This is a genomic window from uncultured Acinetobacter sp., assembly GCF_947626835.1.
Classification (GTDB): domain Bacteria; phylum Pseudomonadota; class Gammaproteobacteria; order Pseudomonadales; family Moraxellaceae; genus Acinetobacter.
The window spans coordinates 20983-43665 of sequence record NZ_CANQTS010000018.1 but is presented as its reverse complement, the minus strand read 5'-3'; the positions used below and the strand labels follow the sequence as shown (position 1 = coordinate 43665).

General features: G+C 42.0%; 20 protein-coding genes and 1 pseudogene. 12 read left to right on the top strand and 9 right to left on the bottom strand.

Features of this window, described 5'->3' with window-relative positions:
• A pseudogene (locus Q0Z55_RS08460) lies at nt 1-822 on the bottom strand (hypothetical protein); the annotation flags it as partial.
• Between the two features lie 117 nt (nt 823-939).
• The gene (gene asd, locus Q0Z55_RS08455; RefSeq protein ID WP_297427005.1) at nt 940-2058 is read right to left on the bottom strand and encodes an aspartate-semialdehyde dehydrogenase; all 1119 of its coding nucleotides are present in this window, start codon (nt 2056-2058) and stop codon (nt 940-942) included.
• A 190-nt stretch (nt 2059-2248) separates the two neighbouring features.
• On the opposite strand from asd, the gene Q0Z55_RS08450 reads away from it, so the two are divergent.
• On the top strand, nt 2249-3376 hold the full coding sequence (locus Q0Z55_RS08450; protein ID WP_297427002.1) for an endonuclease/exonuclease/phosphatase family protein: 1128 nt from the start codon (nt 2249-2251) through the stop codon (nt 3374-3376).
• A gap of 253 nt (nt 3377-3629) precedes the next feature.
• On the opposite strand, the gene Q0Z55_RS08445 is transcribed toward Q0Z55_RS08450, so the two are convergent.
• The 3 genes from Q0Z55_RS08445 to Q0Z55_RS08435 all read right to left on the bottom strand — a co-directional run bounded on the left by Q0Z55_RS08445 (nt 3630) and on the right by Q0Z55_RS08435 (nt 7792).
• Nucleotides 3630-4733, bottom strand: coding sequence for a glycosyltransferase family 4 protein (locus Q0Z55_RS08445; RefSeq protein ID WP_297426999.1), 1104 nt, complete (start codon nt 4731-4733; stop codon nt 3630-3632).
• Nucleotides 4734-4748: 15 nt separating this feature from the next.
• Entirely contained in the window at nt 4749-5684 is a 936-nt protein-coding gene (gene lpxL / locus Q0Z55_RS08440) for an LpxL/LpxP family Kdo(2)-lipid IV(A) lauroyl/palmitoleoyl acyltransferase (protein ID WP_297426996.1), read from the bottom strand.
• A 212-nt stretch (nt 5685-5896) separates the two neighbouring features.
• Nucleotides 5897-7792: an ATP-binding cassette domain-containing protein gene (locus Q0Z55_RS08435; RefSeq protein WP_297426994.1), complete on the bottom strand. Its 1896-nt coding sequence runs from the start codon at nt 7790-7792 to the stop codon at nt 5897-5899.
• A gap of 33 nt (nt 7793-7825) precedes the next feature.
• Here Q0Z55_RS08435 and Q0Z55_RS08430 point away from each other — a divergent pair, with 33 nt between their 5' ends.
• The 10 genes from Q0Z55_RS08430 (at nt 7826) to Q0Z55_RS08385 (ending at nt 17948) form a co-directional block, all read left to right on the top strand.
• A complete protein-coding gene (locus Q0Z55_RS08430) occupies nt 7826-8071 on the top strand; it encodes a SlyX family protein (RefSeq protein WP_297426991.1) in 246 nt (81 codons plus the stop codon).
• A gap of 92 nt (nt 8072-8163) precedes the next feature.
• Nucleotides 8164-9174 carry a hypothetical protein gene (locus Q0Z55_RS08425; protein ID WP_297426988.1) on the top strand — a complete coding sequence of 337 codons (1011 nt, stop codon included), beginning with the start codon at nt 8164-8166 and terminating at the stop codon, nt 9172-9174.
• A gap of 18 nt (nt 9175-9192) precedes the next feature.
• Complete coding sequence (locus tag Q0Z55_RS08420) at nt 9193-9981, top strand: PIN domain-containing protein (protein ID WP_297426985.1); 789 nt, start codon at nt 9193-9195, stop codon at nt 9979-9981.
• Nucleotides 9982-10228: 247 nt separating this feature from the next.
• A complete protein-coding gene (locus Q0Z55_RS08415; RefSeq protein ID WP_297426982.1) occupies nt 10229-10678 on the top strand; it encodes an ammonium transporter in 450 nt (149 codons plus the stop codon).
• Between the two features lie 29 nt (nt 10679-10707).
• Nucleotides 10708-13347 (top strand): type I DNA topoisomerase, encoded by a 2640-nt coding sequence (gene topA / locus Q0Z55_RS08410; RefSeq protein ID WP_297426980.1) that lies wholly within the window; start codon nt 10708-10710, stop codon nt 13345-13347.
• A 68-nt stretch (nt 13348-13415) separates the two neighbouring features.
• Nucleotides 13416-14564, top strand: coding sequence for a glycerate kinase (locus Q0Z55_RS08405; RefSeq protein WP_297426978.1), 1149 nt, complete (start codon nt 13416-13418; stop codon nt 14562-14564).
• 27 nt (nt 14565-14591) lie between these two features.
• Nucleotides 14592-16580, top strand: coding sequence for an ATP-dependent helicase (locus tag Q0Z55_RS08400; RefSeq protein ID WP_297426975.1), 1989 nt, complete (start codon nt 14592-14594; stop codon nt 16578-16580).
• Between the two features lie 78 nt (nt 16581-16658).
• Nucleotides 16659-16907, top strand: a complete 249-nt coding sequence (locus Q0Z55_RS08395; RefSeq protein WP_297426971.1) for an RNA-binding protein — start codon at nt 16659-16661, stop codon at nt 16905-16907.
• A 161-nt stretch (nt 16908-17068) separates the two neighbouring features.
• A complete protein-coding gene (locus Q0Z55_RS08390; protein WP_297426968.1) occupies nt 17069-17572 on the top strand; it encodes a DUF6586 family protein in 504 nt (167 codons plus the stop codon).
• 97 nt (nt 17573-17669) lie between these two features.
• On the top strand, nt 17670-17948 hold the full coding sequence (locus Q0Z55_RS08385; protein ID WP_297426965.1) for a hypothetical protein: 279 nt from the start codon (nt 17670-17672) through the stop codon (nt 17946-17948).
• Nucleotides 17949-17977: 29 nt separating this feature from the next.
• Here Q0Z55_RS08385 and Q0Z55_RS08380 read toward each other — a convergent pair whose 3' ends face one another.
• The 4 genes from Q0Z55_RS08380 to Q0Z55_RS08365 form a co-directional block, all read right to left on the bottom strand.
• Nucleotides 17978-19693 (bottom strand): cation:proton antiporter, encoded by a 1716-nt coding sequence (locus Q0Z55_RS08380; RefSeq protein WP_297426962.1) that lies wholly within the window; start codon nt 19691-19693, stop codon nt 17978-17980.
• Between the two features lie 143 nt (nt 19694-19836).
• Nucleotides 19837-19992 (bottom strand): 50S ribosomal protein L33, encoded by a 156-nt coding sequence (gene rpmG, locus Q0Z55_RS08375; RefSeq protein ID WP_003654787.1) that lies wholly within the window; start codon nt 19990-19992, stop codon nt 19837-19839.
• Between the two features lie 12 nt (nt 19993-20004).
• A complete protein-coding gene (gene rpmB, locus Q0Z55_RS08370) occupies nt 20005-20241 on the bottom strand; it encodes a 50S ribosomal protein L28 (RefSeq protein WP_000048256.1) in 237 nt (78 codons plus the stop codon).
• Between the two features lie 163 nt (nt 20242-20404).
• Nucleotides 20405-21853, bottom strand: coding sequence for a coniferyl aldehyde dehydrogenase (locus Q0Z55_RS08365; RefSeq protein ID WP_297426956.1), 1449 nt, complete (start codon nt 21851-21853; stop codon nt 20405-20407).
• 111 nt (nt 21854-21964) lie between these two features.
• Here Q0Z55_RS08365 and Q0Z55_RS08360 point away from each other — a divergent pair, with 111 nt between their 5' ends.
• Entirely contained in the window at nt 21965-22663 is a 699-nt protein-coding gene (locus tag Q0Z55_RS08360; RefSeq protein WP_297426953.1) for a TetR/AcrR family transcriptional regulator, read from the top strand.
• The last annotated feature ends 20 nt before the right edge of the window (nt 22664-22683 follow it).

Genomic DNA, 22683 nt, shown 5'->3' with positions numbered 1-22683 from the left:
AGCAGAAGCAGAAGCAGAAGCAGAAGCAGAAGCAGAAGCAGAAGCAGAAGCAGAAGCAGAAGCAGAAGCAGAAGCAGAAGCAGCCAAAATTTTCTCTACGCCCTGAGTAGTGCTTGCACTCACTTGAGCTGCTAATGGCGGTGGTGCAACTTTTTGTACCATGAGTACCTGTTCTTGTGCTGCAGCCACTTTAGGCTCATCTTTGAATTTAACTGGCGCTTTAACATCAGAGACAACTGGAGGATTGTTTTGTGTAGTTAAAGCCGTGCCTTGCAATAAAGGCGGAGGAGCATGACTGACCGCTAAAGGACGTTCTTGCACCTTGACATCAGCTGCTTGATATTGGGTTGATGTGGCTAAAGTCAGCGGAATTTCTTCTTCGCGTAGCACTTTAATCGGGACGAGTTTTTTTTCGGTCTGTGATGTATTGGATTCTGCTTTAAAATCAGCCAAGCGTGTTTTAATGTGTTGTAAACGTGTACTACCTGCATGTTGTATTTTCACCACAACATTTAATTCCGTTTCAATCACAGGACGTGATGAGGTAATGGTAATCACCCCTGTATTTTGCCCTGATTGACGCACAAAAAAGTTTAAATGCCCAGGTGGTTGATGACTGACCCCTAAATATCTTAAATCTTCAACTGAGGCTAAACTGACACGTAATGGTTGTGTGACATCGGCATGCTGAAATCTAATCTCGGCATATAACAGTTCCCCCGGTGTAGATTGAACATCAATTGGCATCAGATTTAATGCATAGCTTTGCTGTGAAACGAGACAGCTAAATAAAGTGAGTTTAAATTTATTATAAAAATTCATTCTGTGTCTTTCTTCATACTCAACTTGAGTTAAGTTTACTCAATAATATGAAAGAGTAACAGATTAGACACAAAAAAGCCGATCAATGTGACCGGCTTCTTGTTTACTTAACAGACTTTAAGCATTTTTATATTCAATGAGGATACGTAACATACGACGTAATGGCTCAGCAGCACCCCAAAGTAATTGGTCACCCACTGTAAATGCACCTAGGTATTCTTTACCCATGTTCATCTTACGTAAACGACCGACTGGAACTGTTAATGTGCCAGTCACAGCTACAGGTGTAAGATCAGTCATAGATGCTTCACGAGTGTTTGGTACCACTTTCGCCCATTGGCTAGACTGACGAATCATGTCCTCAATTTCATTCAAAGGCACATCTTTTTTGAGCTTTAAGGTAATGGCTTGAGAGTGACAACGCATTGCACCAATACGTACACAGTGACCATCAATTGGTACGATCTGTTGGTTGCCTAAGATCTTGTTGGTTTCAACTTGACCTTTCCACTCTTCTTTTGATTGACCGCTTTCAAGTTGTTTGTCGATATACGGAATCAAAGAACCTGCAAGTGGCACACCAAAGTTTGCTGATGGGAAACCTTCGCCACGTTGTAATTGTGCAATTTTAGAGTCAATGTCTAAAATTGGTGAACGTGGGTCATCAAGCAAATCTTTAGTATTGTTATATAAATAACCCATACCTGTGATCAATTCACGCATGTTTTGCGCGCCAGCACCCGATGCTGCTTGATAGGTCATTGAAGTTGCCCATTCCACCAAGTTATTTTGGAACAGTGAACCTAAGCCCATCAGCATTAATGATACAGTACAGTTACCGCCCACAAAGGTTTTTGTGCCTTTGACTAAACCATCTTGAATCACGTTCATGTTGACCGGATCAAGCACAATGATCGCTTCGTCATCCATACGTAGTGTAGATGCCGCATCAATCCAGTAACCATTCCAGTTTTCAGCTTTAAGCTTTGGGAAAACTTCCGAAGTATAGTCACCACCTTGACAGGTAATAATGACATCCATTTGCTTAAGACTATTAATGTCTGTCGCATCCATAAGTGCTGGGGCAGTTTTACCGCCAAACGCAGGCGCTTGACCCCCTGCATTACTGGTAGAGAAATAAAACGGTTCGATATCTGCGAAATCGTTTTCTTCAACCATACGTTGCATAAGGACGGAACCAACCATCCCGCGCCAACCGACCAGACCTACTTTCATGTCACTTTGCCTCGGTGCGTTAAAAATCTAAAAGGGATTCGAGTGTATCAAAAGGCTGTTGAACTGCAAGAGCTACATCAGCAAAACACTAACAATATTGTCCAGTATATCTTGTTTATGTTACATGCAAAATTGATATAAATTTATAAGTGGCTAAAAATTTAAGAATATCAAAAAAGGAGAGGGATACATGCTGTGGATTCAAATAGTAGCAGGCTTGGTGATTTGGCTCAGTTTTTGGTCATTGATCCCTCGTGATGAATGGTGGTTTCGTGGGGCGGATTTTCCGCGCTTACAAATTTTATGCTTAGGTTTTGCAGCATTACTTGGGATTTTATTTTGGTCGGGTGAATGGAATAACACCCGTTATGTGTTTTTACTGTTGCTGATGGCGGCACTGGCCTATCAGCTAAAAATGGTGTTGCCTTATACTTTTGTGTGGAAAAAACAGGTCGCCAGTGTACGTCCTGAGCAACTTGACCGTGAAAAGCAAATCTCGCTTTTAGTGTCTAATGTATTGACCCCCAATAAAAAATATCATTTATTGCTTGAAGAAATCGAGAAATATCAACCCGATATCGTCTTAACTTTAGAAACAGATAAAACATGGCAAAATCAATTGGCCGTGATTGAAAAAGACTATCCGTATCGTGTGCCTGTGCCGTTAGATAATCTATACGGCATGCATTTGTATAGTAAATTGCCGTTAAAAGATAGCGAAGTAAAATTTATCTTAAGCGATGAAATTCCTTCTATTCATACCACAGTGACCTTGCGTTCAGGGCATGAGGTGGAGCTGTATTGCCTACACCCAAAACCGCCAAGTCCAACCGAAGCCAAAGATTCCACCTTGCGTGATGCGGAACTTTTAATTGTGGGTGATCAAATTAAAGACCTAGATCAAAGCTGTATTGTGATGGGCGATTTAAACGATGTGGCATGGTCACGTACCACGCGTTTGTTCCAACGCATTAGTGGCTTGCTTGACCCACGGGTTGGGCGTAAATATGTCAACACCTTTCATGCCGATTACCCACTGTTACGTTGGTCACTCGATCATGTTTTTCACAGCACCGATTTTGCTTTAGTGGATATGCAGCGTTTGCCACATATGGGTTCAGATCATTTTCCTGTGTATGTGGTACTGCAAACCGGACGAATTTTTGAGAATATTCAACAAGAACTACAACAAACCGATGCCGATGAACAAGAGGCACAGCAAGCCATTCAAGAGGGTATTGCCAAAGCAGAACGTGAGGAGAAGATCGTGACCGATGAAATTGCCCAAGACTATAAAGATGGTACTAAAAACCCTTAATGTAAGCATTGGCGTACACAACATGAGGTGAGGTGCCAATAGCCAAGCGATCTGCTTTGGCTTAATCTAAGTTTAACAGCAGATGGACATGGGAACGGATCATCCCACTAAGGAAGACCAAGCTGTAGGATAAAACGTCATGGATTTGATGTCAGGTCTGGATGACCAAACAATAAAAAACAACAATAATATTGCAAGCACAACCTTATAAAACCCGAGTTTTACAGGATGTAGAACTCGGGTTTTGACTTAATTAGTTTTCTAGAATTTCTTCATATAAAGCCAACGTTTGTTGACACATATCGTCTAAACTAAACTGAGTGACAGGTGCAACTTGCTGTGGCGTTTGAATATGCTGTTGGATTTTTTTTAATAAAGTGACTTGATCATCAACTGCCACTAAACCTTGCGGATAAAGTTGGCTTAAAATTTCTGCCACCCCACCGCGTTGCCAACCCACCACTGGCGTGCCGACCGACAACGCTTCTAATATAGTACGTCCAAAAGTTTCTGCTTGATTGGATAAAGACAGTACCAAATCAGAGATGGCCAGCCATTCGCGAATATCCGAGCGATGCCCGACAAACGTAATACAGTCAGTTAAACCTTGTACCTCAATGGTGGTTTTTAACTCATCTAAATAAGCCAATTTTTTCGGATCTGCCCCACCGACCACCACAGCATGTGCTTGAGGAAACTCCCTTTTAAGCTGTTGCATCAGCGCAATTAAAGTTTCATGACCTTTTAAGCGGGTAATACGACCCGGCAGACAAATCAAAAATTTATCTTTGAGCGCAGGAAAATCTTGCCATATTTGCTCTTGCCATTCAGTACTTGGCATATAACCATGCGGGAAAGCATTGGCGTCAATACCGCGGTAAATGCGTACAATATCTTGTGGTGGGCAGTTTTTATAGTTTTGGGTAATGTAATCCACCACGCTGTCAGATACTGCAATGACTTTTTCAGCTTGAGTCATAATTTGGCTATAACGATTAATGGAATAAAAGCCATGTACGGTTGAAATCAAGTGTGGGCGTTTAGCTTTGGGAATACCTTTGAGAGCAAAATGGGTCAACCAAGCAGGCACACGAGAGCGCACATGCACAATATCGGGCTGTTCTTGCAAAATTAACCGACGTAATGGACCAATCTGCCATAAGCTCGACAGCGATTTTTTATGAATTGCAAGGGTGCAATGTCGCGAACCTTGAACCTCTAATTCGGTGACTAAACGCCCACCATGTGACACCACCACAGATTGATGACCTGCTTGTACTAAAGCACGAGCAATTTCTAAAGTACCACGTTCTACGCCACCGCTATTGAGCTCGGGTAATAATTGCATGACTTTCATGGGTATTTCTCTGCTTTAGTAAATTTTGTCATAGCCTTGTGGGCGAGTTTTAAAACGACGATGGAACCACATATATTGCGTTGGTGCGATGCGTAAATTTGCTTCAATAATTTGATTGGTCAGGGTCGCATCAGCGATTTCATCAGCGCTTGGGAAGTTCTGCAAAGGGGGCTGCAAGATAATATGATACTGCGGATTGGCGATATCACCATAACGATAAAAATAAAGTGGAATCGCTGCGGCATGGGTCATTTTCATTAAGCGACGATGTGCAGTGACGGTCGCGGCAGGTACGCCAAAAAATGGCGCCATGACCCCTTGCTTTAAACCAAAATCTTGATCTGGACTGTACCAAATGGCGCGTCCATTTTTTAAATGGCCGATTAAGCCACGCATATCATCATGGTCAATTTGATGTTGGTAAATCGTGGCGCGGCAACGATAAATCAGCATATCTAGTAGTGGGTTGTTTTGCGGACGATACACTACATCGGGTTCAAAAAACTGCGCACAGGCATAGCCGCCAGCATCGAGTAATGTTGAGTGCGTGCCTAAGAGTAACACGCCTTGACCACGCGCTTGGGCTGCTTGTAAATGCTCTAAGCCTTCAATGGTGACCCGTCCAGCAAACCATTTTGGGCTATACCAAGCATTTAAGGTTTCAAAAATCCCCAGCATTTGGTCAATAAACACTTGGCATGCCTTGTCCTCACGTTCTTGGCGCGACCATTCGGGAAAACATAGTTCTAAATTACGTAAAGTGGTTTTACGGCGTGATTTAAGCTGTTTGAAGGCAACGCGACCCAGCACATGAGCAAGGCGTTGTTGCAGTGCCCACGGCAACATCGCCAATATCATCAGCAAGACAATACCAATCCAAATGCCCCAATAACGTGGCAGCAGAAAAGACCACTGAAATTTACCCGATGGATAATGCTGTTTTTGACTCATGAGCGCTGAAGATAACCAAACAAGTTTGGCAGTTTAGCATGAAGGTTAAAGCAAAATGCAAATTGCCAAGCTGATGATCATAGGTGCCACGATAAAATACACAAACCTAAAATGTTTCTATCAATATGTAAACTTAACGAATTTAAAAAATAAAAAGCTCTGATGTTTAAGCATAAAAAAAGCCGCATATAGCGGCTTTTTAGGCTTTAAAGTTACTTGGTTAAATTCTCAAGCTCTTCCCAACGTTCTAACTTTTCAAGTAATTGCACATCAATTTCAGTTAAACGATTAGACAGTTTCATAGCTTGCTCAGCATTAGACACGAACAATGAACCATCTGCTAATTGTGCGTTAATCTCTGCTTGCTCTTTTTCAAGTGCTTCCATTTCGGCAGGCAATTGCTCTAAAGCACGTTGATCTTTATAGCTGAGTTTAACTTTTTTAGGTGCAGCAGTTGCCGCTTGAGCTTTAGCAGCGGCTTTTTTGGCATCACTTTTTAAGCCGACAGCCGTTTGGTCAGGGCGTTGTTCTAGATAGTCTTGATAGCCACCGATGTATTCATCAATGTTGCCTTGACCATCAAATACCCAAGTTGAGGTCACAACGTTGTCCATAAAGGCACGGTCATGTGAGATGAGCAACAAGGTGCCTTTATAGCCACCGAGCATCTCTTCGAGTAACTCAAGGGTCACCATGTCCAGATCGTTGGTTGGCTCATCCATCACAATTAAGTTAGATGGTTTAAGCAGTAATTTTGCTAATAAAATACGGTTACGCTCACCACCCGATAAAGCTTTTACAGGGGTACGTGCGCGTTCTGGGCTAAATAAGAAATCTTGTAAATAGCTGTAAATATGACGACGGCTGCCGTTAACATCTACATGGTCTGAACCTTCAGACACGTTATCTTTAACTGATTTTTCAAGATCCAGCGCATTACGTAATTGGTCAAAATAGGCCACTTCAAGCTGTGTGCCTGTTTTAACCACACCTGTATGCTCAAGTTCACCTAAAATGGCCTTAATGAGCGTGGTCTTGCCCACACCATTGTCGCCGACTAAACCAATACGGTCGCCACGTAACACCAAGGCTGAGAAATCTTTGATAATCGGTGCATTGTCACCAAATTGTACACTGAGGTTATCAATTTCAAAGACCACTTTACCTGAACGGTTGGCATCTTGGGTGGCCATTGCCACTTTACCTTGTTGTGAACGACGTGCTTTGGATTGCTCACGGAGTTCTTTTAGAGCACGCACACGACCTTCATTACGGGTACGACGTGCTTTAATGCCTTGACGAATCCAAACTTCTTCTTCAGCTAAACGCTTATCAAACAACGCATTTTGCTTTTCTTCGGCTTCCATTTGCTGTTCTTTAAGCTCAAGATAACGCGAATAGTTACCGTCATAGCTACGCAAAGTACCACGGTCAAGTTCGACAATACGGGTGGCAATGCTATCTACAAATGAACGGTCATGCGAGATAAACAATAAAGTTAAATTGTTTTGATCAAGCAAGAATTTTTCTAACCATTCAATACTCTCAACGTCCAAATGGTTGGTTGGTTCGTCAAGTAACAACACATCAGGTTGGGTCAATAAAGCACGCGCCAATAAAACACGGCGTTTACGACCACCAGATAAATCGGCAAGGTCAGCTTCTGGGTCAAGCCCCATTTTGCTTAAAATCGAGTTGACTTTGGTCTCCAGCGCCCAACCGTCGAGTTGATCCATTTGGTGTTGTAAGTGACCCATGCGATCGCAGGCATCCATATCACCCAATACACACGATTCACTTGCCGCATGATAGTCACGTAACACTTGCGCTGCTTCACCTGCACCGTCTGCCACAATATCTGCCACGCGACCTGAATCCATTGGTACGTCTTGGGCTAACATTGAAATTGTGACACCATTTTGCAGGGAAACTTCACCGCTGTCGGGTAATAAACTTCCCTCAATTAGCTTGAGTAAAGTAGACTTACCTTCACCGTTACGCCCAATCAAGCAGACTCGTTCGCCGCGTTCTAAGTTAAAATTCGCGCCGTCGAGCAAGGCAGGTCCACCAAACGCAAGTTGGACATCCCTTATAGTAATATAGGCCATAATGTTTCCTGAAATCCCAAATGAGGACTTTAAATGACTAAACAACAAAATCTAAATGATCTAGCGTCATTGTCCGCACCCATTGAAGATTTGCAAGTGCGAATTGCATTTTTAGACGATTTAGTTGATCAGCTCAATGATCAAGTAGCACATCAGGCGTTAGAACTGGCTGATTTAAAAAAACAAATGCAGCTTTTGTATCAACGGGTAGAATCTTCTGATTTATCCGATGGTATTGCCACGTTTGACCCTGTAGCTGACCGTCCACCACATTATTAAGCCGCAGATTTGAATAAAGGCGCAGATTTTATTTGACCTTTGGAGGGCTTATGGTTGTAATCATGTGATTTTCTGATCACCTATAAGCCCTTATGTCTGATAAAGCCGTTTTACTTGACCTTGAAAATAACCCACCTACGCTGTCTTTATTACGTGAAATTGTGCAGCATTACCCTGTGATCTATGTATTTAATAGCACAGGAAAATTTGAATTTGCTCTAGATGATTTAACTGAATTTGCAGCTTGGATCAGTAGTGGTCAAGTGGTGATTTTAGAAGTAGGAAAAGCTGAATATAAAGAATATCAATATGCCATGCTGGTGGGTCAGCTCATGGCTTTATTAGCTCCAGACACCCATGTAGAAATTATCTCGGCTATGGATTCAAGCCCGATTTTATTGGAATTACTGCAAAGTTCTGAGATTAGTGCACATCTTATTCAAATTGAAGCTCCACAACCCACTCAAGCCAGCAATAGTATTCGTGTACCAAGTTTAACGCGTATTCAACAGCAGCCTAAATTGCAATTGGTGAAGCAATATTGCGAAGCTTTAGCCAAAATGAGCGGTAAGCCCAATACGCTAGAAAAATTAAAAAATTCGCTTGGCAACGTACTGAAAATTGCACCTGAAAAAGCCCAACATTTGGTGGGTATGCTGATTAATTTAAAATTAGTCAAACAAGACCGTGAGCACATTTATTTTCGTAAAAAAGTCTTAAAACAATGGTTACAGCTTAATACCGATACCCCTGATGCCGCCAAAGTTGCAAGTTTAGATGCAGCATGTGCACGTTTAGAGCATGAAATACCGCTTGTTAAAGATCGCAAAAATGCTGTGCCAACTCAGGATTCAATTCAAACAGTACAACAAGAATTATTTAAAAACTTTGCAACCATTGACCCTGTACAAGTTGAAGTGGCGCGTCGTTTGCGTCAATTAAAAGACAATAAACCTAAAGATATTTATGAGTTACGTGATTTATTGGAACAAATGTTCCCCAAAGCTGATATTCGTATGCTGCTTAAAGAACTGATTGAAAAAGGCTATATTTATTGGAATGGGCATGAAGTGGTGTATAGCCATGAAATGTTTTTAAATTAAACCTAAGGGGGAGGTGGCATGAAAAAAATCCTATTGCTTGATATCGAAAATTTACACAAAACAGAGCAAGAGTTAATCAAATATTTAAAACAATATTTAAATGTGTATTTAATCTATGCTAAATCTCCCGTGAATTTTTCTTTAGATGGTTTGGTGGCCCTTGCACCCTATATCACCAATGGCAAACTTCAAATTATGAAGATGCCTAAAGTGGGCAAAGATGCTGCAGATTTTGGTTTAGCATTTATTGCAGGCCAGCTTTCAGCACAAATTAAAAAAGATGTTTCATTTGATGTGATGTCAAATGATCACTCCATGCAATACGTGGTTGATCTACTCAAAATGAATAAATTTGAAGCAAAAATTATTCATGAAAAGCCCTTGGTCGCAGCACATATTTGTAAAGAAATCAAAGCGCATACTGATATTGATCGACATATGTATCAGTATTGTCTGAATTTGGCTAAAGCTACTTTTTCACAGCCTGCAAAAATAGACACTTTAATTAATTCTATTAAAGCCAACCTTAAGTGTGATGATGCCGTGGCCAAGGTAGTAATAGAAGAACTCAAAAAAATTAAAGTCATTAAAATCACTGAAAATAAGCTGCAATATCAAAGCACAGCTATTGCGAAGTGTTTGCAAAATTTAGCACATTTGGCTGAAACGGCTGAAACGGCTGAAACGGCTGAAACGGCTGAAACGGCTGAAACGGCTGAAACGGCTGAAACGGCTGAAACGGCTGAAACATCAGAGATTTTAGCTATTGAAAATCAGTTGAAAAAAATCTGTTTACCTATCCAATAATATTTTTTAGATCACCCTGCCAAAAAACCTCAATATCAAGCCAGTTTTGAAGCGTTACTGGCCAAATTTTTGCCTAAAACTGACATTGAGCCTGCACTTGAATTACTCACAAAATATGGACTGGTGGTGATTAATGACAGAAAAATCAGTTATCACAATATTTTAATTGCCAATTAAATTCTAACGAGCCACTTGCCTTTTATATTCAGCTTATGCAACTCTAATAATAGAACATAAAGGTTGAGCTATGGATAACATTGGAATTTGGATTGCTGTTCTTGTAGTCGTGTTCGTGATGGGATCAATATTTGGTCTACGCGTCAGTCCAAGAGAAAAGGCTTTAGGCTTAATACGCGAAAAAGCCCGTAAAATTGGCTTACATCCACGGCTTGTGGCTGCACCAGATTGGACAAAAATCCCAATGGCAACTGAAAATCGTGCCAGTATGGTGGCGTATTACAGCATCTTGTTACCCAATGCACGTTTGCCGCTGATGCGTGCACGTGTGGTTGAGCAACAACTTGAGGTTGTCTATGGTGATGAAAAATTCCAAGGTTTAGACGTTGCATTAAAAGGCATTTATGCTATTGATATGCAGGCCAACTGTGTAGGACTCTATTGGGAAGAAGAAGCAGACCTTAGAGGCTCTCAAATCGAAGAGATCAAGGCTTGGCTTGAATCTTTGGCACAACTTTAACTTTTTATCTTTAGTAAGACGGTTTAATTATGGCGAACGCTCCTCGATCCACATCCAAAAGCGCGACAGCAACTTCTGATGCTGCGAAAAAGCGTGCATTAGTGATTGTGGAGTCGCCTGCAAAAGCGAAAACAATCAATAAATATTTAGGCAGTAACTACATTGTAAAGTCATCTGTGGGTCATGTACGTGATTTACCGACCAGTGGTGGTGCTAAAACAACTGAGAAAAAACCGGCAACGCGTACTAAATTAACGGATGAAGAAAAAGCCCTTAAAGCACAAAGTGCCTTGGTCAACCGTATGGGCGTTGACCCGGAGCACGATTGGCAAGCGCAATATCAGGTGTTACCGGGCAAAGAAAATGTAGTGGCTGAGCTTAAAAAACTTGCCGCAGAAGTCGATGAAGTTTATCTGGCTACGGATATGGACCGTGAAGGGGAAGCCATCGCTTGGCATTTAAAAGAAGTGATTGGTGGTGATGAGTCACGTTATCAACGTGTGGTGTTTAATGAAATCACCAAGAATGCTATTCAAGAAGCGTTTAAGCATCCAGCACGTTTAGATATTAATAAAGTCAATGCACAGCAAGCGCGTCGTTTTTTAGACCGTGTGGTGGGCTTTATGATTTCGCCATTACTGTGGGAAAAAATTGCCCGCGGTTTATCGGCAGGTCGTGTGCAATCGGTGGCGGTAAAATTAGTCGTTGAGCGTGAACGTGAGATTCGTGCTTTTATTCCTGAAGAATATTGGCAAGTGTTTGCAGATACGCAAGCCAGCCAAGATCCTATTCGCTTAGAAGCGGTTAAACAAAACGGCAAAACTTTAAAACTGCGTAATCAAGCTGAAACTGATCGTTTACTTAAACTGATTGAAAAAGCCGAATATAAAGTTGTGAGCCGTGAAGATAAACCAACCAAGGTTAATCCAAGCGCACCTTATATCACCTCAACCCTACAGCAAGCTGCCAGCACCCGTTTAGGTTTTTCTGTGAAGAAAACCATGATGTTGGCGCAGCGTTTGTATGAAGGTGGCTTTATTACCTACATGCGTACTGACTCAACTTTTTTAAGTGACGATGCTGTGAGCATGGTACGTGGTCATATCGAAGCGGAATATGGCACTCAATATTTGCCAGAACAAGCAAATCGTTATGGCAATAAAGCCGGTGCGCAAGAAGCCCATGAAGCGATTCGTCCATCCAATGTCTCACTCAAAGGCGACAGTCTTGCCGGTGTTGAGCGTGATGCACAGCGTTTATATGACCTGATTTGGCGTCAGTTTGTGGCATGCCAAATGACCTCAGCGCAGTACTTATCTTCTACCATTTTAGCCGATGCTAACGGTGTAGAATTTAAAGCCAAAGGTCGTACTTTGGTGTTTGATGGCTTTACCAAAGTGCGTGGTGCCAATAAGGCTGAAGACGATATTTTATTGCCTGCGGTAAAAGTGGGCGAAGTCTTAAAGCTTGAAAAACTTGAGCCATCACAGCACTTTACCAAACCACCGGCACGCTTTACTGAAGCATCGTTGGTCAAAGAGTTAGAAAAGCGTGGCATTGGTCGACCATCGACTTATGCAGCCATTATTTCGACCATTCAAGAACGTGGTTATGTCAAACTTGATAACCGTCGTTTATTTGCCGAAAAGATGGGCGAGATCGTCACAGATCGTCTTGATGAAAACTTTAACAACCTGATGAATTATGCCTTTACCGCAGATTTAGAAGGACAACTAGATAAAGTCGCTGATGGTCAACACAATTGGAAAGATTTACTCAATCAGTTCTATGGCGATTTTAAACAGCGTTTAGGTAAAGCCCAAGGTGAAGACGGCATGCGCCGTAATTTGCCAGTTGAAGTAGATAGTGTGCATTGTAAAGAGTGTGAGCGTCCCATGCAGATTCGTACCGGTACCACGGGCGTATTCTTGGGCTGTTCGGGCTATAACTTGCCGCCTAAAGAACGTTGTAAAGGCACGCTGAACTTAACGCCAGTCGAGTCAATGGCAGCCTTATCTGATGATGAAGCCGCAGAAACTGCTGATTTACTTTCGAAAAAACGTTGTCCAATTTGTGCCACTGCCATGGACAGCTACGTGATTGATGGTGGGCGTAAGTTACATATTTGCGGTAATAACCCAGATTGTCATGGTTTTGAACTTGAAGAAGGTGAGTTTAAAATCAAAGGCTACGATGGTCCAACCATTCCGTGCGACAAATGTGATGGCGAAATGCAGCTTAAAACCGGTCGTTTTGGTCCATACTTTGCTTGTAACAGCTGTGACAACACCCGTAAAGTGTTAAAGAGTGGTCAGCCTGCGCCGCCACGTGTTGATCCAATTAAAATGGAACATTTACGCTCAACCAAGCACGATGACTTTTTTGTGTTACGTGATGGTGCAGCAGGTTTATTCTTGGCTGCGAGTAAGTTCCCGAAAATTCGTGAAACCCGCGCGCCTAAAGTTGCCGAAATCCGTACTGTGGCAGATCAGCTTGATCCAAAATATCAGTTTATTTTGCAAGCGCCAGATACAGACCCAGAAGGTCATCCAACTTTGGTGAAGTTTAGTCGTAAAAACCAAGCGCAATATATTGGTTCTGAGACGCCAGAAGGCAAAGCCACCAAATGGTCATTGGTGTATCAAGATGGCAAATGGGTTGAAGCTTAAACTACAAAAATGCTGACGAAAGTCGGCATTTTTTATATCTGAAATAATGAGCCAACGAGGAAAAGCCTATGCCACGTTTTGTTATTGCGCCTGACTCCTTTAAAGAAAGTCTAACGGCTATGCAGGCCTGCCATGCGATGCAACGCGGTATATGCTCGGTCATGCCGCAGGCTGAATGTATTTGTGTACCTATGGCAGATGGTGGTGAAGGTACGCTGGATGCATTAATGCAGGTGTGTAAGTTAGAAAAAATTGCCTGTCAGGTACAAGGCCCATTGCCTGAACAACAGATTGATAGTTATTTTGCCCTAACCGATGCAGGCAAAACCGCGATTATTGAAATGGCCAAAGCCAATGGCATTGCTTTGCTTAAACCTGAACAGCGTAATCCTATGCTGACCTCTACCTATGGCACAGGTCAAATGCTGTTACACGCGCTTGATTTGGGCGTAGACAAGGTGATTATTGCATTAGGGGGGAGTGTCACCAATGATGGGGGTAGTGGCTTAGCACAAGCTTTAGGCGTAGTTTTTTATGACAAGGCAGGGCAATTGCTACACGTCTGTGGCGGTAATCTTGATCAGATTGATGATATTGACATGACGCACCTAGATGCACGTTTAAAGCACATTGAGCTCATCATTGCCTCGGATGTGACCAATCCACTGTGTGGTCGTACAGGCGCCTCTTATATCTTTGGCCCACAAAAAGGCGCCACGCCTGCCATGGTAGAACAACTTGATGCCAATTTAGCGCATTATGCACGTAAGGTCAGCGAAGTGGTCGGCAAGGATTTGGCAGGGCAGCGAGGGGCAGGCGCAGCAGGTGGTTTGGCTTTTGCTCTCATGGCCTTTTGTGGTGCTCACATACAATCGGGGGCTGAGTTTGTAATCCAACAAACTGGTTTAGCACAACACATGCAACAGGCCGACTATGTATTAACCGGTGAGGGTACAATTGATGCACAAACTCATTTGGGTAAAACGCCTTATGCCGTCGCTCGGCTTGCGCAACAATTTAATATTCCAGTGATTGCCTTTGCAGGTGTAGTCGGCGAGGGCATCGAAGATTTATATACACAAGGTTTTCATGACATTGTGTCGATTAATCCAAAAGGTATAAGTCAAGAACAGGCAATGCAAAATGCAGCACTGTATTTAGAACAAGCCACAGCAAAATGGCTGTCCATAGCACATCAAGAATTTCTGTTAAAATAGCGCATGATGCCCCACAGATGCTATGCCATGAGTTTAGATGCCTTAATTAACGAATTAAATCCCCAACAAAAACACGCTGCGACGACAGCAGCACAGCATAGTCTGGTTTTGGCAGGGGCAGGTTGTGGCAAAACCAAAACCATTGTGGCACGCGCAGCCTATTTAATTGAGCAAGGCGTACCTGCTAGTCAAATCCAAATTCTCACCTTTACCCGACGTGCAGCCAGTGAAATTGTGGCACGGGTAGAATTGGCTTTAGGTGATGCGGCCAAAGGTCTACGTGCATCTACTTTTCATACCTTTTGTATGTATTTATTGCGCCGTGTGCCACAAGCCTTTGGTTTAGAGAGTTTCACCATTATTGATCGTGATGATCAGTTAATGATGTTTCGCTTAATCCGTGGAAAAGATGACAAAAAAAATCCCAATGCTCTGCCTGCGCCTAAAGATCTCTGTGATGTGTATTCATTAACACGTAATACGCAACAAAAACTCTCGCATACCTTACAACTGCATATGCCGGAATTTGAGCTGTATCATGGGCAAATTGCCGAGATCATGCAAGAATATGAAAAACGCAAACGTGAGCGTAATTTTTTAGACTACGATGATATTTTGGCGATTGTTGCAGCCGCTTTAGCGCAATCTGAAGGTTTGGTCGATTACGTGGCAGGTCTTTGCCAACATATGCTGGTTGACGAGATGCAAGACACGAATCCTCTACAATGGGCTTTATTAGAACCTCTAAAAGATCGTATTTCATTGTTTTGTGTAGGTGATGATGCGCAATCCATTTACGGTTTTCGTGGTGCAGACTTTGAAAATATTCATCATTTTAAAGAGCGTGTACCCAATGCGCATATTTATAAACTGGAACAAAATTATCGCTCTACCCAAGAAATTTTAGATTTATCCAATTGGTTATTAGAGCGTAGCCCTATTGATTACGATAAGCGCTTAGAGGCGTATCGGGGGCTTGGGCTTAAGCCTAAACTGCATATTTTCCCCAATGAATTTGATGAAGCCAAATGGATTGCTATTGATATCAAAGAGCGTCATTTTTTAAACAATGCGCCGTGGCGTGATCATATGGTGTTGGTGCGCTCAAGCTTTGCTGCACGTGCGATTGAAGCGGCTTGTATTGCCGCCAATGTGCCCTATCGTTTTATTGGTGGAATGAAATTGCTGGAAACCGCGCATGTGAAAGACTTGATCAGCTTGTTGCGAGCAGTGGCCAATCCCATGGATGATATTGCGTGGATGCGCTTTTTAACCCTATGGCCGGGAGTGGGGGATGTTGGTGCAAGCCGTTTAGCCCAAAAGTTGTTGCAAGCGAGCAATATGGATGAAGTATTTAGCGCGCTAGAAGATTTTGGCAAAGTTCCCTTACAAGCCATTTTAATCATGAAGCAAATGCAAGCCATTCGCCATGAGGTGCAGCATTGTGTGACTTTAGGGGTGCAAGCCTTAGAACAACAATTAAGTGATAACTACAAAAAAGATTGGCATAAACGTCAAGGTGATTTTGAATTGGTCAAACAATTGGCCAATAAGCACACTCAGCTCAGTGAATTTTTAGAAGAATATGTGCTCGATCCGGTTTCTATTTCTGAAATCGAGCGTCAATCCGACACCGATGTGGTGACTTTAATTACCATTCACTCTGCCAAAGGTACAGAGCAAAAGGTCTGTTATGTGGCCAATGTGTCGGCAGGGCAATATCCACATGCACGCGCCCAAGGTGATTTTGACCAAATTGAAGAAGAGCGCCGTGTGTTGTATGTGGCACTGACCCGTGCGCAAAATGAATTAATTTTAACCAAGCAAAATTTAAGTCATTGGGCAGTCACTAAAGTCGATGAGCAAGGGCGTAAACTGGAGAGCTATTTTTTCAATGAACTCAGTCATTTGTTGTGTGACATGCAAACCCATGCACGTCCGCGTCAGCAAAGTGTAAAAAGCGCATTAATTGAACGTCAGTCGATTAATTTAGATTTTGGCATTAATCTCGATTAAACTACGCCTATTGCGCCATTCAAAAAGTAACTTAGGCAGCTGCTTTTTGGTATTTTTTGCCTATTTTAAGGTTGTAAGATGAAAATTTTAGTTCGTAATTTAGAACGTACGGTTGAAGAAGCGGAGTTACTTAAATTATTCCAAGCATACGGCAAAGTGGATGTATGTAACTTAGTGCTTGATGCAGCAACAGGTAAATCAAAAGGCTTTGCTTTTGTGGAAATGCCAAATCCACGTGAAGCGATTAAAGCCATCAAAGGCTTAAATACTTTGCGTTTACATGGGCATGGTATTCGTGTCAAAGCAGCAGAAGATAAACCTGCTTAAATAAAAGGGGAGCATTTGCTCCTTTTTTTATGCTTAAAATTTGCTAAATTCGAGAAAAATAAAACGCTTATCTTGTGATCATTCATAGAATTTGATTGTCAAATAGTTGCAGAGCCTTTAAGTTAGAAGTGCCAAAATCTAAAAAAATTCAAGGAACTCTCATGTCTCGAGTTGCGCGCTTTCATGCCGACCGTACCAATCAAAAACTGTATTTTGCTCGTCTTGCCTGCCAAAGCGCTGAACAAACTGAGCATATGCAACATGCTCAAGCGCAACGTGAAGCAGCGGTATTTCATTTACACGGTGCACTATTGGCATTTTTACAAGAATTAAGCCGTTATTATCGTTTAAATGAAACACAGCCAACCTTTAAATCTATTGAAGAGGCGATGGCGGTTAAAGGTCAAGTCTCGCCTGAAATTGTAGTGCTTAAACAACTCGCTCAAGATGGTTTTATTGCCGAGCTTAAACGTGCCTATCGTTTAGCGCAGTATGCACCTGAGCCATCTGCACCTGAACCTGAAAATGAAACTTCTTCAAATTTAATTATTAAAGTGACCCAAAGCCCACAAGCATGGTTGCCCGATACGCATATTTTACGTGAGTGGCATAAAGAGCTGACCGAGCTGATTGAGGGTTTTCGTAACGAGATGGTAGAATTTTAAGGCTTTAACTTGTAAGTTAAAGCTTTGACCCAATCTTAACCCTACAGTCAGCAATGTAAGTCTTGGTGTTTGCCACCATGTTGACCATGGAGGAACGATGTCTATTGAACAGTTAAAGCAATTATTTGGTAATCAAGAAGCCATTTTAGAATTGGTTCAACTTGAAAGTGGTGAATTGGCATTGCGTAATGCAGGTTCAGAAGCACAGCCTTTAGTGACCATACAATTTAATGATGAAGTCAAAGCCTTATTGGGTGAACATACGGCTATAGTGGCACAAAGCATGGTGCAGGCGGCTTTATTTGGCTTGATTGAACAACAAATGAAAGAGATACAAGCGCATATTGTGGATGAAAAGCCTAAATTTATGAGCTAAAAAAACGCGCCTTAAGGCGCGTTTTTTAATTAATGACTCGGTGCTTGATGATGCGCCAATTGAATTTGGTTTAAAATATGATCGCTCATATTATTGGCCATTTCTTCTTTGGCATAATACACATCGCCAATATTGTCACGACGAATCACTTCAGCTTCTTCTTTACTCTCGGCACACAGTAACACTTGAATCTGTGGATTTAAGGTTTTGGCAATATCCACAATCTTATGAATATCGACAATATCCATCGGTGACAGTACCAAAAGCCGCGCATGTTGAATATGTGCTTGAATTAACACGCTTGGTTCGGTGGCAACGCCTGATACAGCGGCAATGCCTTTTTCACGTAAGCGTTCTACAATTTCACGGTTTTCTTCAGCAATCACCACTTTAATGTCATTTTGCATTAAGGTTTGGGTAATACGGCGCCCGACTTCACCATGTCCAACCAAGACCACTTGATCACGTAAGTAATCTTGTGAAACTTCATCGGGTAGCATGGCCAATGGGTCGCTGCTGCGTTCGAGTAAACGTGCCAAATATGAACGCTCACGAATCCAACGTTGTACCGGTTCAATGGCAGAGAACAAAAAGCTGTTGAGGGTAATGGAAATAAGCGCACCAGCTAAAATCAAGTTTTGACCCTCTAAACTCAATAGTCCTAAAGACACGCCAAGCGCGGCTAAAATAAATGAAAATTCACCAATTTGAGCCAGTGATGCCCCAACTGTTAAGGCTGTATTGATTGGATAGCGGAAAAATAAGACCAATGCCATGGCAGCAATCGTTTTACCGACCATGATAATGCCAACCACGGCTAAAACGTGTAGCGGTTGTTCGAGTAAAATGCGTGGGTCAAATAACATCCCCACCGCCACAAAGAACAAAATGGCAAAAATTTCACGTAGTGGTAGAGTTTCTTCTTCAGCACGGTGACTAAAGTCAGACTCTTTGACCACCATACCTGCAAAAAAAGCACCCAATGCCATCGAGACGCCAAAAACTTTATATGCACCAAAGGCAATCGATACTGCGGCTGCTACCACGGTTAAGGTAAACAATTCACGAGAACCTAAGCGTGCCACAAGCTGCATAATAAATGGCACCACACGTTTACCAACAATCAGCATAAAGGCAATAAAGCCAATGACTTTGACTAAGGTAATACCAAGGGTCAGCCAAATATTTTCATCATTTGAACCCTCTATAGCTTGACCACCCAATAACACTGCAGTTGCTGGCAATAACACCAAGGCCAACACCATGACCAAGTCTTCAACCAATAGCCAACCAACCGCAATTTTACCATTGACCGATTCAAGTAAACCGCGATCGCCTAAGGCTTTGAGGAGCACCACGGTACTGGCACACGAAAGACTCAAGCCAAAAATCAGTGCTGAGCCAAAGCTCCAGCCCCACATCATGGAAACGCCAATTCCTAATAACGTGGCCACCGCAATTTGTAAAATGGCACCGGGCAGGGCAATGCGTTTGACTTGCATGAGATCATTTAATGAAAAATGCATGCCGACGCCAAACATTAAAAACATTACGCCAAGCTCAGCCAATTGGTTGGCAAGTGCGATATCACCGACCACCCCTGGGGTATTGGGGCTAATTAAGATACCAGCCACTAAATAGCCAATTAAGGGTGGTAAATGTAAGCGTGCGGCAATATAGCCAAATAACAGGGCCAAGCCAAAGCCAACAGCAAGTAAAATAATCAGATCTACGTCATGAGGCACTAAATACTCCTTAAAAGGATGTTAAGGCTAAAAACAAAAGCATGAAAAATGCCAACAAAATAAGGCAAAAGTGTAACAACTTGGGCAAAAAAAATGCAAAAAAAAACGACCCCAAAGGAGTCGTTTTTTTAAGATAACTAAAATTATTTAATTTTAGCTTCTTTGAAGATTACGTGCTGACGGATTTTTGGATCAAATTTTTTGATTTCCATTTTTTCCGGCATAGTACGTTTGTTCTTAGTCGTGGTATAGAAGTAACCTGTACCAGCTGTAGAAACTAGACGAATCTTATCACGCATTGTAAGGACTCCTTAGATCTTTTGGCCTTGAGCACGAAGATCAGCAACAACCTTTTCAATGCCCAATTTATCGATAATACGCATACCTTTAGTGGTTAAACGAAGACGTACAAAACGTTTTTCGCTTTCTAACCAGAAACGGTGGTGGTGCAGGTTCGGCTCGAACCGGCGTTTAGTTTTGTTGTTGGCGTGTGAGACGTTGTTACCAACGACTGGACGCTTGCCGGTAACTTGGCAAACCTTAGACATGGTGTAACTCCAATGATTTAGCCAACAGCAAATCTGTTTGGCCAGTCAAAAATAAAGGATGAATTCATTCAAGGGGCGTTTTATATCAAAAATGCGCTTAAAAGACAAGCGATTTTGACTAAAACAAGGCATGACCCTGTCTGATAGGTTATGCCTTAATCACTTAACGCAATAGAAGCTTCGAAATCAGTTTATGAATCGGCTTATTAAAGGGCGGTAAAATAAATTTTAAACTATACAGCTTAGGATTCGACATTACCGACCGTTCATGCGACAAACTGAAGAAACCTTCAGGACCGTGATATTTTCCCATACCAGATGCACCGACGCCACCAAAAGGCAGATCATCTTGTGCGACATGGGTAATCACCGTATTTTGTCCAAAGTGCCCTGAATGGGTACGCTGCGCGACATAATTCGCGCGAGCGCGGTTAAAGTCGAAGTAGTATAATGCAAGTGGACGCGGACGGCTATTAATAAAGTCAATTACATCGTCAATTTGTTCATATTCTAGTATCGGCAAGAGCGGCCCGAAGATCTCTTCTTGCATAATTTGCATATCTTGAGTGACATGGGTGAGCAAGGTGGGTGCCACTTTTCGTGTGGTGCTTAAATCTTCTTTTTCTTTATAGATTTCAATGATTTTAGCTCCTTTTTCTTGCGCATCTTTAAGATAATTTTGCAAGCGTTGGTACTGTTTGTCATTGATAATGGCGGTGTAATCTTGATTGTCTTTAAAGCTTGGATACATTTTGCTCACATAAGCTTTAAAGTGTTCAATAAAGGCTTCAGTTTTGCCTTTTGGCAAGAACATATAGTCCGGTGCGACACAGGTTTGACCTGCATTCCACAGTTTTCCTGCGGCTATACGCTCGGCCACATCTTGAATATTCATTGAAGCATGTACCAAGACAGGTGATTTACCGCCCAACTCTAAAATTACTGGTACTAAGTTTTCAGCAGCCGCTTTCATAATGGTTTTACCCACTGCCGTTGAGCCGGTAAAAATCATTTTATCAAAAGCTAAATGACAAAATGCATCTGAAATTGCTCCGCCACCATTGACCACAGCCACTAAATCTTGTGGAAAGGCTTCTGATAAAGCACGTTCTAACACCCGACCAAAATGACTGGATGAGCTTGAAACTTTGATCATGGCATGGTTACCAGCCGCCAACGCGCAAATTAATGGCCCAATAGACAGTAAAAGTGGATAGTTCCATGGAGCAATGATCCCAATCACGCCCAAAGGTTGATACTCCACCCAAGCTTTGGCGGGTTGGTGAATCAGTGCAATACGACGCTTAGATGGTTTCATCCATTTGCTGATGTGCTTGGAATAATATTTAATTTGTTCTAAGCAGGTCAGTAGCTCGCCAATTTTGGTTTCACCAATTGAGCGATTGCCATAGTCTTTGTTAATGGCATCGGCAAACTGATCTTGGTATTTAAGTAAAATACGTTTTAAACGAGCCAAACGTTCTATACGCTCATGGGCACTTGACAAAGGATGACGCAAATACGCCTGCTTTTGCAGTGCTAAAATATCTTGTAAATGCTGTAAATTAAAACGTTGAGCGGTCATCGACGTTGTTTTTGTTTGACTGTTCATGACGTGATACCATAAAACGAAAGCAATAGTAAAATTTTTAGAGTATTTACTCTAATTGTCAAGCAGCTTTATGTTGTCTACGTGGTTATTTTTTTGAAAATGGTTTAGCGCATGTCTCATTTAAAAACATTGAAAACCAAAGAGCGGATTTTGCAGTTAAGTTTGCAATTGTTTAATGAGCGTGGCGAACGTTCAGTCACCACCAATCATATCGCAGCTGAACTCAATATGAGTCCGGGCAATTTGTATTATCATTTTCGTAATAAGAATGAAATTATCAAAGAGCTGATGGCACAGTATCAGCAGCAAACCCTGCAGATGCTTGCACTGCCTGAAGATCGTGTTTTAGATGCCAATGATAAAATTGGCTATTTTCAAGTGCTCAGTAGTCAATTGTGGGCTTATCGTTTTTTACATCGTGATGTGTATCACTTGGTAGAAAACAACGAAGATTTTAAACACATGTATCCTGAATTTGCCAATAAAGTTATGCAGCAGGGACAAAAGATTTATAAAGCTTTTGTGCAAGCAGGTTTAATGGAAATGACCGATTCTGAAATTGAAGCGCTGACCATTAACTTGTGGATTGTATTGACCAATTGGACCAACTTCTTATATATGTCGGGGCATTTGAGCGATTCTAATCATTTAGAAGAAAAGTGGGTCTGGCAAGCACTACGCCAAATGTTGTTTTTAGAAGGGGCTTATTTGCGCGGTGAGAGTCGAACCACCTACGAAAACTTGATGCACAGTTTAGGTCCATCACAATTATTTGCTCATCTTTCAACGCCTCAAAGCCCTAAGACCTAATCTACTATTTAGAAAGCTCA

What these genes read in the sequence shown, in the direction of transcription:
- asd (WP_297427005.1), bottom strand. Translation starts at nt 2,058, where the DNA reads ATGAAAGTAGGTCTGGTCGGTTGGCGCGGGATGGTTGGTTCCGTCCTT.
- Q0Z55_RS08450 (WP_297427002.1), top strand. Translation starts at nt 2,249, where the DNA reads ATGCTGTGGATTCAAATAGTAGCAGGCTTGGTGATTTGGCTCAGTTTT.
- Q0Z55_RS08445 (WP_297426999.1), bottom strand. Translation starts at nt 4,733, where the DNA reads ATGAAAGTCATGCAATTATTACCCGAGCTCAATAGCGGTGGCGTAGAA.
- lpxL (WP_297426996.1), bottom strand. Translation starts at nt 5,684, where the DNA reads ATGAGTCAAAAACAGCATTATCCATCGGGTAAATTTCAGTGGTCTTTT.
- Q0Z55_RS08435 (WP_297426994.1), bottom strand. Translation starts at nt 7,792, where the DNA reads ATGGCCTATATTACTATAAGGGATGTCCAACTTGCGTTTGGTGGACCT.
- Q0Z55_RS08430 (WP_297426991.1), top strand. Translation starts at nt 7,826, where the DNA reads ATGACTAAACAACAAAATCTAAATGATCTAGCGTCATTGTCCGCACCC.
- Q0Z55_RS08425 (WP_297426988.1), top strand. Translation starts at nt 8,164, where the DNA reads ATGTCTGATAAAGCCGTTTTACTTGACCTTGAAAATAACCCACCTACG.
- Q0Z55_RS08420 (WP_297426985.1), top strand. Translation starts at nt 9,193, where the DNA reads ATGAAAAAAATCCTATTGCTTGATATCGAAAATTTACACAAAACAGAG.
- Q0Z55_RS08415 (WP_297426982.1), top strand. Translation starts at nt 10,229, where the DNA reads ATGGATAACATTGGAATTTGGATTGCTGTTCTTGTAGTCGTGTTCGTG.
- topA (WP_297426980.1), top strand. Translation starts at nt 10,708, where the DNA reads ATGGCGAACGCTCCTCGATCCACATCCAAAAGCGCGACAGCAACTTCT.
- Q0Z55_RS08405 (WP_297426978.1), top strand. Translation starts at nt 13,416, where the DNA reads ATGCCACGTTTTGTTATTGCGCCTGACTCCTTTAAAGAAAGTCTAACG.
- Q0Z55_RS08400 (WP_297426975.1), top strand. Translation starts at nt 14,592, where the DNA reads ATGAGTTTAGATGCCTTAATTAACGAATTAAATCCCCAACAAAAACAC.
- Q0Z55_RS08395 (WP_297426971.1), top strand. Translation starts at nt 16,659, where the DNA reads ATGAAAATTTTAGTTCGTAATTTAGAACGTACGGTTGAAGAAGCGGAG.
- Q0Z55_RS08390 (WP_297426968.1), top strand. Translation starts at nt 17,069, where the DNA reads ATGTCTCGAGTTGCGCGCTTTCATGCCGACCGTACCAATCAAAAACTG.
- Q0Z55_RS08385 (WP_297426965.1), top strand. Translation starts at nt 17,670, where the DNA reads ATGTCTATTGAACAGTTAAAGCAATTATTTGGTAATCAAGAAGCCATT.
- rpmG (WP_003654787.1), bottom strand. Translation starts at nt 19,992, where the DNA reads ATGCGTGATAAGATTCGTCTAGTTTCTACAGCTGGTACAGGTTACTTC.
- rpmB (WP_000048256.1), bottom strand. Translation starts at nt 20,241, where the DNA reads ATGTCTAAGGTTTGCCAAGTTACCGGCAAGCGTCCAGTCGTTGGTAAC.
- Q0Z55_RS08365 (WP_297426956.1), bottom strand. Translation starts at nt 21,853, where the DNA reads ATGAACAGTCAAACAAAAACAACGTCGATGACCGCTCAACGTTTTAAT.
- Q0Z55_RS08360 (WP_297426953.1), top strand. Translation starts at nt 21,965, where the DNA reads ATGTCTCATTTAAAAACATTGAAAACCAAAGAGCGGATTTTGCAGTTA.